9 protein-coding genes are annotated in these 10,301 nt (G+C 69.3%); 5 read left to right on the forward strand and 4 right to left on the reverse strand.

Features of this window, described 5'->3' with window-relative positions; translation table 11 throughout:
• The first annotated feature begins 287 nt into the window (after positions 1-287).
• The 5 genes from AB0959_RS52700 (at position 288) to AB0959_RS52720 (ending at position 5,763) form a co-directional block, all read left to right on the forward strand.
• On the forward strand, positions 288-1,433 hold the full coding sequence (locus AB0959_RS52700; protein ID WP_366834162.1) for a serine hydrolase domain-containing protein: 1,146 nt from the start codon (positions 288-290) through the stop codon (positions 1,431-1,433).
• Between the two features lie 378 nt (positions 1,434-1,811).
• Entirely contained in the window at positions 1,812-2,456 is a 645-nt protein-coding gene (locus tag AB0959_RS52705) for a dihydrofolate reductase family protein (protein WP_366834163.1), read from the forward strand.
• A 198-nt stretch (positions 2,457-2,654) separates the two neighbouring features.
• Positions 2,655-3,398, forward strand: coding sequence for a transglycosylase SLT domain-containing protein (locus tag AB0959_RS52710; protein WP_366834164.1), 744 nt, complete (start codon positions 2,655-2,657; stop codon positions 3,396-3,398).
• 209 nt (positions 3,399-3,607) lie between these two features.
• The gene (locus tag AB0959_RS52715; protein WP_366834165.1) at positions 3,608-4,798 is read left to right on the forward strand and encodes an alginate lyase family protein; all 1,191 of its coding nucleotides are present in this window, start codon (positions 3,608-3,610) and stop codon (positions 4,796-4,798) included.
• 167 nt (positions 4,799-4,965) lie between these two features.
• Positions 4,966-5,763: an SAM-dependent methyltransferase gene (locus AB0959_RS52720; protein WP_366834166.1), complete on the forward strand. Its 798-nt coding sequence runs from the start codon at positions 4,966-4,968 to the stop codon at positions 5,761-5,763.
• Positions 5,764-5,766: 3 nt separating this feature from the next.
• On the opposite strand, the gene AB0959_RS52725 is transcribed toward AB0959_RS52720, so the two are convergent.
• The 4 genes from AB0959_RS52725 to AB0959_RS52740 all read right to left on the reverse strand — a co-directional run.
• Complete coding sequence (locus AB0959_RS52725; RefSeq protein ID WP_366834167.1) at positions 5,767-7,149, reverse strand: L-serine ammonia-lyase; 1,383 nt, start codon at positions 7,147-7,149, stop codon at positions 5,767-5,769.
• 67 nt (positions 7,150-7,216) lie between these two features.
• Positions 7,217-8,494 (reverse strand): serine hydroxymethyltransferase, encoded by a 1,278-nt coding sequence (gene glyA, locus AB0959_RS52730; RefSeq protein WP_366834168.1) that lies wholly within the window; start codon positions 8,492-8,494, stop codon positions 7,217-7,219.
• Between the two features lie 184 nt (positions 8,495-8,678).
• Positions 8,679-9,860, reverse strand: a complete 1,182-nt coding sequence (locus AB0959_RS52735; protein WP_366834169.1) for an FAD-dependent oxidoreductase — start codon at positions 9,858-9,860, stop codon at positions 8,679-8,681.
• 162 nt (positions 9,861-10,022) lie between these two features.
• The coding region (locus tag AB0959_RS52740; RefSeq protein ID WP_366834170.1) for an SRPBCC family protein at positions 10,023-10,301 on the reverse strand (279 nt) is incomplete at its 5' end.

Here is a 10,301-nt window from a genome sequence, read left to right on the forward strand (position 1 = left end):
GGCGGACGGCCGTCTGCCGTCCGCCCGGTGGTGGCCGGACCTGCCCTTGGGTGGCTGCCCGCGGACCGACTCGCGGCGTGGCGCCGCAGTGCGCTCGTGGAGGAGCGTCCGGAGCCGCGGACACCGGCGATGCGATACCGACAACTGCGCCGCGCCAGGATCCAACGCGTCGTCACGAGGCCCGAGGGGATCACCAGGTGACGATGGACCGACAGACGCGTAGCCGATGACTTTCCGCCTTCTCGGGAGTCGTACACGCTACGACCACCCCGACCGGAGGGCCACCGATGAACGCTCTGCACGACACCCTGCACCGGTACGTCGACGACGGGAGAGTGCCGGGCGCCGTCGGCCTCGTCGCCCACGGCGACGACGTCCAGGTGGTGGCCGCCGGCTCGGTGGACACCGACGGCACCGCTCCGATGACCAGGGACTCGCTCTTTCGTATCGCGTCCATCACCAAGCCCATCGCGGCGGCGGCGGTCCTGATGCTGGTGGAAGACGGGCGGCTGGCCCTGGAGGCCCCGGTCGAACAGTGGCTTCCCGAGTTGGCGAAGCCGAGCGTGGTGCGCACGCCTGACGCCCCGGTCGAGGACGTGGTCCCGGCGGCCCGCCCGATCACGGTCGAGGACCTACTCAGCTCCCGCACCGGCTGGGGCTTCCCCGCCGACTTCTCCCTCCCCGCCGTGCAGTTGCTGTTCACGGTGCAGAAGGACGGCCGCGCCCTGCAGGACTGGCCGGATCCCGACACCTGGCTGGCCCTGCTCGCGCGGGTACCGATGCTGCACCAGCCGGGGGACGCCTGGCTGTACGGCACCTCCTCCGACCTCCAGGGAATCCTGGTCGCCCGGGCGTCGGGCCGCACGTTCCCCGACTTCCTCGCGGAACGGATCTTCGAGCCACTGGGCATGAAGGACACGGCCTTCGAGGTTCCCGAGGCCAAGCGGCACCGCTTCACGTCGTCCTACTCCCCGTCCCCGGACGGAACCCTTCAACTGACGGACGCCCCCGACGGGCAGTGGAGCCGCGTCCCGCGCTTCCACTCGGGCGGCGGGGGCCTCGTCTCCACCGCCGACGACTGGCTGGCCTTCGCCCGCATGCTGCTGAACGGAGGCGAGGCGGGCGGCCACCGCCTCCTCACCCCCACCTCGGTCAGCCGCATGACCACCAACCACCTCACGGCCGAGCAGCGAGCCGACGCCACGCTGTTCCTGGAGGGCCAGGGCTGGGGCTACGGCGGCCAGGTCGACGTCACCCCGGCCGACCCCTGGAACGTCCCCGGCCGCTACGGCTGGGTGGGCGGCACGGGGACGACGGCGCACGTCGTCCCGTACACGGGAACGGTCTCGATCCTTCTGACGCAGGTGGCGATGGAAAACCCGACACCGACACCGCTGATGCGGGACTTCTGGAGGAGCGCGGCGCGCAGCTGAAACCGTCCGGCCGATCAACGACTTCTGCGTCCACCGTCAGCGGAGGAGCGGCCGGCTGTGGCTGGTACCACAGCCGTAGACCGCACCGGTGACCTGCGGTGGCTCTGGACGCGGGGCAGCCACCCAGTGCGGACGCGGCCTGTGATCCATCCTGCGTGGGCGCCCGGTGCGGCGTCCCGGCGTGGTGCGTCAGGACTCCGTGCCGCGCGCTTCAAGATCGGTCGACATGTGCTGTTCGAGGAATCGGACGTGCGGGCCTGGATCGCACCGGGCGCGGCGTTCCACGAGTACGAAGCGGGGTGCCGTCACAGCGATGAGTCTGCCGGCGTCCCCAGGTCTACCTCCCGACGGAGGCAACACACACATCAGGAGCACGTCATGGGCCTCATCCACATCGAGCTGTTCGCAACCCTCGACCTCGTCGGGCAGGCGCCCGGCGGACCCGACGAGGACCCGGTGGGGTTCCCGTTCGGCGGCTGGCAGGCGCCTCTGCTGGACGAGGTCGCCGGGGCGCAGATCGGTGCCGCGTACGAGGGCACGGACGCCCTCCTGCTCGGCCGACGGACGTATGACATCTTCGCCGGCTACTGGCCGTACCAGGAGGGCGGCGAGGACAACGAGATCGCCACGCTCTTCAACAGCGTCCCGAAGTACGTGGCCTCCCGCGGCAGGCCCGACCTCTCGTGGGCCGGGTCCACGCAGCTCGGCCCTGATCTGGCCGGCGCGGTGCGCGAGATCCGTGACCGGCACGAGCACGTGAAGGTCGTCGGGAGCCTGAACCTGGTGCAGACCCTCCTGCGCGAGAAGCTCTTCGACCGTCTCGACCTCTGGGTGCACCCGATCGTGCTCGGCGTCGGGAAGAAGGTGTTCGACGGTGGCGCGGTGCCCACGAACGTCACACTCCTCGAACCGCCGGCGGCCGGTCCGCAGGGCACCGTGTACCTGCGCTACGCGCTCGCCGAGGGCACACCCGGGACCGGGGACATGAGCGCACCCGACCGCGGTGCCGGGCGCGACGACTGACAAACCGGGTTGTGCGGTCGGCAGGCTTTGCCGTCTCGTTACCGCCTCTTTGCAACCTGCTTCACGGCCGCCTCGTCTGTCACTTCAGAGATCTCAGCTCTTACGGGTGCTCAGGACCGTTGCCGCCGGTGCTGCCGCTCAGCCGTCTAGTCTTGCGACGCTCGACCTCTTGATCTGGCTACGCTGGAAGGAAAACGTGTGAGCGGGAATTTAGTGCGGGGACTCGCGGTGGCCTCTGCCACCGCGGTCACCACTGTCGGCGCCGTGACGGGAGTTGCCCAGAGCAGCACCGGCGAGTCGGCGAACGACGCTGAAGCGACCACGGCTGACTCGACTCTCCTCGCGGACTTACCCGTAGGGCAGCAGGCCCAGGTGCAGACGGCCTCGCTGGCTGAACAGGCCGACGCGCAGGCCATCGCCGCGGACAACAGCGCGAGACAAACCGCGTCGGAGGCGGCTCGAATACAGGCCGCGAAGGACGCGATCGCCAAGCAGAAGACAGCTCAACAGAAGGCAGCTCAACAGAAGGCGGATCAGCAGAAGGCCGAACAGCAGAAGGCCCTGCAGGACGCCAAGGATCGCCAGGAGACGGAGCAGAAGGCCAGTCGCTCGTCGACGGGCTCCTCCAACTTCGCACCGCAGTCCTCGTACACGGCTGCCGAGTCCCAGGCCATAGCGCGGCAGATAGTGCCCGGCGATCAGTTCCAGTGCTTCAGCAACATCGTGGACCACGAGTCCGGCTGGAACTACAAGGCGACCAACCCCTCTTCCGGGGCGTACGGTCTCGTACAGGCCTATCCCGGCTCCAAGATGTCGTCTGCCGGAGCCGACTGGCGGACCAATCCGGCCACACAGATCAAGTGGGGCCTGAACTACATGAACGACCGCTACGGCAGCCCCTGCGGCGCCTGGTCGTACTGGCAGGCCAACGGCTCCTACTGAGCCGCCGCCCCGCCAAGGCCGTCGAAGCCGCTCAATCCTGTACAGCCCCTCACCGTCCGACGGTGAGGGGCTGTTTGCGTGCAGGTCGCTCGGCGCGGAGCGACGACGGTCCACACATCCATTGACATGTTCACGAAGGCTTCTTATGGTCCGGACCAAACTTCTGTACCGGAACTGCGTTCTCATTCGTGAATTGAAGAGGTCATCGGATGACACGAACCAGAACCGCCCTGCTCAGCGTTCTCGCCCTGGTGGCCGGCCTGCTGAGCGTTCAGTTCAGCGGCCCGGCCCAGCGGGCGACGGCCGCGCCGACCGCCTTCACCCACCCCGGAGTGCTGGTGAGCCGGGGTCAACTCGACTTCGCCCGGTCGAAAGTGCAGGCCGGCCAACAGCCGTGGAAAGCCGCGTACGACGGCATGATGGCCAGCTCCTACGCCTCGCTGTCGCGTACCGCCAAGCCACGGGCCGTCGTGGAGTGCGGCTCGTCGTCCAACCCCAACTACGGCTGCACCGACGAACGTCAGGACGCCGTGGCGGCCTACACGGACGCGCTCGCCTGGTACTTCACCCGGGACAGCAGGTACGCCAAGAAGTCGATCGAGATCATGGACGCCTGGTCCGCGACCCTCACCGATCACACCAACAGCAACGCCCCGCTGCAGACCGGCTGGGCCGGCTCCACCTGGCCGCGCGCAGCCGAAATCATCAAGTACACCTACGACGGCGGCTGGCCGGGGGCCGGCCGCTTCGCGACCATGCTGCGCAACGTCTACCTCCCCGAGGTGATCAACGGCGCAGCGACCAAGAACGGCAACTGGGAACTGGTCATGACCGAGGCGGCGATCGGCATCTCGGTCTTCATCGAGGACCGCACCAGCTACGACAAGGCCGTCAGCACCTACCTCGCCCGCGTCCCGGCATACATCTATCTGACCAGTGACGGTGACCTGCCCGAGCCGCCCGCCGGCAGCAGTATCGACACCAGCGCCGAGATCATCAAGTACTGGCAGGGCCAGAGCACTTTCGCCGACGGTATCGCCCAGGAAACCTGCCGCGACTTCGGGCACACCGGATGGGGCATCGCCTCCGTGGCGAACATCGCGGAGACCAGCCGGATCCAGGGCCAGGACCTCTACCCGAGGATCCAGGACCGGCTGCGCCACGCACTGGGCTTCCACACCTCCTACGAGAACGGCACCGCCGCGCCTTCCTGGCTGTGCGGCGGCTCGATCAGCACGGGCCTCGGCCGGGTCACGGAGGTCGGCTTCAACGCTCTCCACAACCGCCTCGGCATCAGCATGTCCAACACCCAGAAGTACACCGAGGCACACCGGCCGTCCGGCACGGACAACTACTTCAACGCCTGGACGACCCTCACGCACGCGGACAACCCCAACTGACCACCGCCCGTCGACGGGGTGCGGCCGCGCCGGACCGCGGGCCACCGCTCTGCCCATGGTGTTGTGCGACAGCAACTGGCGTTCGGACGGAGGGGAGTTGATGTGGGAAGCTGTCGCACAGCCGTTCGCGGGCATGGGTGCCGTGGCGGTCTCGAAAGGAGTGCATCGTGGCAGGGGACAGCTTCCCGGCACAGGAGATCGACACCAGCAGGCCGCACCCCGCACGGATCTACGACTACCTGCTGGGCGGCAAGGACAACTACGCGGTCGACCAGCAGGCCGGCGACGCGCTCACCGCCAAGGCGCCCGAAGCGCGGATCTCGGTGCAGGCCAACCGCGCCTTTCTGCAGCGTGCCGTCCGTTACGTCGTCGGCGCCGGCGTCGGTCAGATCCTCGACATCGGCACCGGGCTGCCCACCTCGCCGAACATCCACGAGACAGCCCAGCAGGCGGCACCGGACGTACGCGTCGCCTACGTGGACAACGATCCGATCGTGAAGGCCCACGCCGACGCACTGCTCAGCCAATCCGGTGAGACCAGCATCATGCTCGCCGACCTGCGCGACCCGCAGGCCATCGTGGACCACCCCGACGTCCGTCGGATCATCGACTTCGACGAGCCGGTCGCCCTGTTCCTGGTGGCCGTCCTCCATTTCGTCACCGACGCCGAGAAGCCCGATGCGATCGTCGCCACCCTGCGCGACGCACTCCCGGCCGGCAGCTTCCTGGTCCTCTCGCACGCCACGGGCGACCTCGCCGATCGCCGCGAGGCCCAGGCCGTCTACAACAACGCCTCCGCCACCATGAACCTGCGCTCCCACGCCGAGGTCGAGCGGTTCTTCGACGGCTTCGACCCGGTCGAGCCCGGTCTGGTCCAGGTCCCGTTCTGGCGCCCCGACACCCCGCAGCCGGCACGATCCGAGGAGGTCGGTTTCTACGGGGGTGTCGCGCGAAAGACCGGCTAGTCCTCAGCACTCGATGACGTTGACGGCGAGGCCGCCGCGGGCGGTCTCCTTGTACTTGACCTTCATGTCGGCACCGGTCTCCTTCATGGTCTTGATGACCTTGTCAAGGGAGACGTGATGGCGGCCGTCGCCGCGCAGGGCCATCCGGGCGGCGGTCACCGCCTTGACCGCGGCCATGCCGTTGCGCTCGATGCACGGGATCTGGACCAGGCCGCCGACCGGGTCGCAGGTCAGGCCGAGATTGTGCTCCATGCCGATCTCGGCGGCGTTCTCGACCTGCTCCGGGCTGCCGCCCAGCACCTCGGCGAGGCCGCCGGCGGCCATCGAGCAGGCGGAACCGACCTCGCCCTGGCAGCCGACCTCGGCGCCGGAGATGGAGGCGTTCTCCTTGAAGAGCATGCCGATGGCCCCCGCGGCCAGCAGGAAGCGAACGACTCCGTCCTCGTCGGCGCCCGGCACGAAGTCGAGGTAGTAGTGCAGGACCGCGGGGATGATGCCGGCCGCGCCGTTCGTCGGGGCGGTGACCACACGGCCGCCCGCCGCGTTCTCCTCGTTCACCGCCATCGCGTAGAGGGTCACCCACTCCATCGCGCGGCCCACCGGGTCGCCTTCACTGCGCAGCGCCCGGGCCGCCCCCGCGGCCCGACGACGGACCTTCAGGCCGCCAGGGAGGATGCCCTCGCGGCCCAGCCCACGGGCGACGCAGTCCTCCATGACGCGCCAGATCTCCAGCAGACCCGCGCGGATCTCCTCCTCGGTGCGCCAGGCCTTCTCGTTCTCCAGCATCAGCGCGGAGATCGACAGGCCGGTCTCCCGGGAGAGCCGAAGCAACTCGTCACCCGTACGGAATGGATGGGGCAGCACCGTGTCGTCGGGCTTGATACGGTCCGCGCCGACCGCGTCCTCGTCGACCACGAAGCCGCCGCCCACCGAGTAGTACGTCTTCTCCAGCAGCGGCAAGCCGTCGGCGTCGTACGCGAAGAGGATCATGCCGTTGGCGTGGTACGGCAGCGACCGCCGGCGGTGTAGGACCAACTGGGTCGAGACGTCGAAGTCGATCTCGTGGGCCGGGCCGATCTCGGCACCGAGGAGGCGGATGCGTCCCGTACCCCGGATCCGCTCGACATCCAGGTCGGCCTGGGCGACATCGACCGTGTGCGGTTCGTGGCCCTCCAGGCCCAGCAGTACCGCCTTGGGGGTGCCGTGGCCGTGGCCGGTGGCACCGAGGGAGCCGAACAACTCCGCCCGTACAGCGGTGGTCTGGGCGAGCACGCCGTCCTGCTTCAGCCGGGTGACGAACATCCCGGCGGCGCGCATCGGACCGACGGTGTGCGAGCTGGACGGGCCGATACCGATGGAGAACAGGTCGAAGACGCTGATTGCCACGCCATACTCCGGTGGATTGACGGGGCGTGCCGAGCGGTCACGGCACGCCCCTGCGGGAGGTTGTCGGTCACAGACCGGGGTAGAGCGGGTGCTTGTCCGCCAGCGCCTTCACGCGGGCCTTCAACTGCTGCGCGTCGGCCGCCCCGAAGGGAGAAGCAGCCTTGAGCGTCTCGGCGATGACGTCCGCGACCTCGGCGAAGTCCTCCGCCGTGAAGCCGCGCGTGGCGAGTGCCGGAGTGCCGATGCGCAGGCCGGAGGTGACCATCGGCGGGCGCGGGTCGTTCGGGACGGCGTTGCGGTTGACCGTGATGCCGACCTCGTGGAGGCGGTCCTCGGCCTGCCGGCCGTCCAGCTGGGACTCGCGCAGGTCGACCAGGATGAGGTGGACGTCCGTGCCGCCGGACAGCACGTTCACCCCGGCCTCACGGGCATCCGGCGCCGTCAGCCGCTCGGCGAGGATCTTCGCGCCCTCCACGGTGCGACGCTGGCGCTCCTTGAACTCCTCGCTCGCGGCGACCTTGAAGGACACCGCCTTGGCCGCGATCACGTGTTCCAGGGGGCCGCCCTGGAAGCCGGGGAAGACCGCCGAGTTCAGTTTCTTCGCGAAGTCCTTGCCGCGGGCGAGGATGATCCCGCCGCGCGGGCCGCCCAGCGTCTTGTGCGTGGTGGAGGTGACCACGTCCGCGTACGGGACCGGGTTGGGGTGCAGCCCCGCCGCGACCAGGCCCGCGAAGTGCGCCATGTCGACCCACAGGTACGCCTCGACCTCGTCGGCGATCCGTCGGAACTCGGTGAAGTCCAGCTGCCGCGGATAGGCCGACCACCCGGCGATGATCACCTTCGGGCGGTGCTCCTTGGCCAGCCGCTCCAGCTCGGCCATGTCGACCAGCCCGGTGGTGGCGTCCACGTGGTAGGCGACCACGTTGAACTGCTTGCCGGAGAAGTTGATCTTCATGCCGTGGGTGAGGTGGCCGCCATGGGCCAGGTCCAGGCCCAGGACGGTGTCGCCCGGCTGGGCCAGCGCGAACAGGGCCGCCTGGTTGGCCGACGCGCCCGAGTGCGGCTGCACATTGGCGTACTCGGCACCGAACAGGTCCTTGAGGCGGTCGATGGCGATCTGTTCGGCGACGTCGACGTGCTCGCAGCCGCCGTAGTAGCGGCGGCCCGGGTAACCCTCGGCGTACTTGTTGGTCAGCACCGAGCCCTGGGCCTCCAGTACCGCGACCGGCGCGAAGTTCTCGGAGGCGATCATCTCCAGGGTGGACTGCTGGCGGTGGAGCTCGGCGTCGACCGCGGTGGCGACCTCCGGGTCGAGCTCGTGCAGGGACTGGTTGAACAGGGTCATCGGCGGTCTCCTTGAGCGTGGGCGCAGTGGGCGGCGTAGGCATCTGGGGACAGCACGGCGGCCCGAGCACGGGGTCGGCCAACGTCCACGACCAGCCACTCGTGGTCCCAGGTGTCACGCAGGTGCCGCGGAGTGCTGAGGGTGGTCTCCCGTGCGGATGCCTGGGGGAGCTGAGGTGCGGAACTCATGAGACGGCGGCCGCGGTCGCGGGGACGAGGGTGCGGCGGAGCCGGTTGAAGAACTTCGGCTGGTTCAGGGAGAGCACGGCGACGGGGGCGCCCTCACGCCGGTAGACGGCCGTGAACGTGCGGCTGTCGACGTCGCCCTCGACGATTTCGGGCTCGGCGTCGGGTGTGACGTGTCCGGCGAGCTGGATGCGCACCCGGTACTGGTCGGACCACAGGTACGGCGCGGTGTGCGGGGCGGGCACCGACACACCGGAGAGCAGCGTGCGGGCCGCGGTCCTCGCCTGCTCGGTGGCGTTGCTCCAGTGCTCGATGCGGTTGTGCCGTCCGGTGAACGGGTTGGGGCAGCGGGCGATGTCACCGACGGCGACCACGCCCGGGACGCTGGTCGAGCAGCCGGCGTCGCACACCACGCCGTCGTCCACCCGCACGCCGGAGCCGGCGAGCCAGTCGGTGGCGGGCCGGACACCCACGCCGACCACGACGACGTCGGCGGGCAGCACTCGCCCGTCGGCCAGCCGTACGCCCGTGACCCGGTCCTCGCCGAGGAGTCCCGCCACGCCGGTTCCGCACAGGAGGCGAACCCCGTGATCGGTGTGGAGCGAGGAACACACCAGCCCCATCTCGCGCCCCAGTTGGCGTTCCAGCGGAACGTCGAGCGCCTCGACGACCGTGACGTGGAGGCCGAGTCGGTGCGCGGTGGACGCCACCTCGGCGCCGATGAAGCCGGCGCCGATGACGACGACCCTGGGCAGGCCGTTCAACAGCTCGGCGCGGAGGGCCAGAGCGTCGTCCAGGGTGCGCAGGGTGTGGACGCCGGCCAGCCCGTCCGTGCCGGGGAGTGTGCGGGGGCTGGCGCCGGTCGCGACGACGACCCCCTGGGTACGCACATGCCGTCCTCCGGTCAGGGTGACGGTCCGGGCGACGGGGTCGAGGCGTACCGCGCGCTCGCCGAGCAGCCATTGCACGTCCAGGTCCTCGTACTCGTCGGCGTCGCCGAGCGTGAGCGCGTCGGCTTCGATGTCCCCTTTGAGGAAGTCCTTGGACAGGGGCGGGCGGTCGTAGGGAGTGTGGCGCTCCTCCCCCACGACGACGATCTCGCCGTCGTAGCCTTCGGCGCGCAGCGCGCGGACCGTGCTCAGGCCTGCCAGCGACGCTCCGACGACGGTGATGCTCCTCATGCCGGCTCCAGACGGGAGGTGTCTCATATCGCACAACGACACGCGCTATGCGCAACATGGTTTCGGTGCGGTTCCGGGGTGTCAAGGGGGAACCTCATATCGGTTCCTGATGACGCTCGACGTTGCGCGACCCGCAACGACCACCCCATGGCCCACCCCTGTTCAGCGCGTGGGCCGCACCTCGAGCTTGTTCTGCAGCCAGGTGTGGAATTCGCCGATGTGATGCTCGCTGGGCGCCAGGACGCCACCCTGGGCGTAGACGCGCGAGCTCATCGCCGGCTGGGTGCGCTCGCAGGCGTCGAAGTCCTGCTGGTTGACCCGGTGGAAAAGCTCCACCGACCGCTCCACGTCCTTGCCGCTGTCGACGACGTGCGGGAGGTAGAGCCAGTCGCACTCGACGACCGTGCGGTCGACGGCCATCGGGTACATGCGGTGGAAGAT

Origin of the sequence: Streptomyces sp. NPDC046862 (assembly GCF_040704615.1) — a bacterium.
GTDB lineage: Bacteria > Actinomycetota > Actinomycetes > Streptomycetales > Streptomycetaceae > Streptomyces.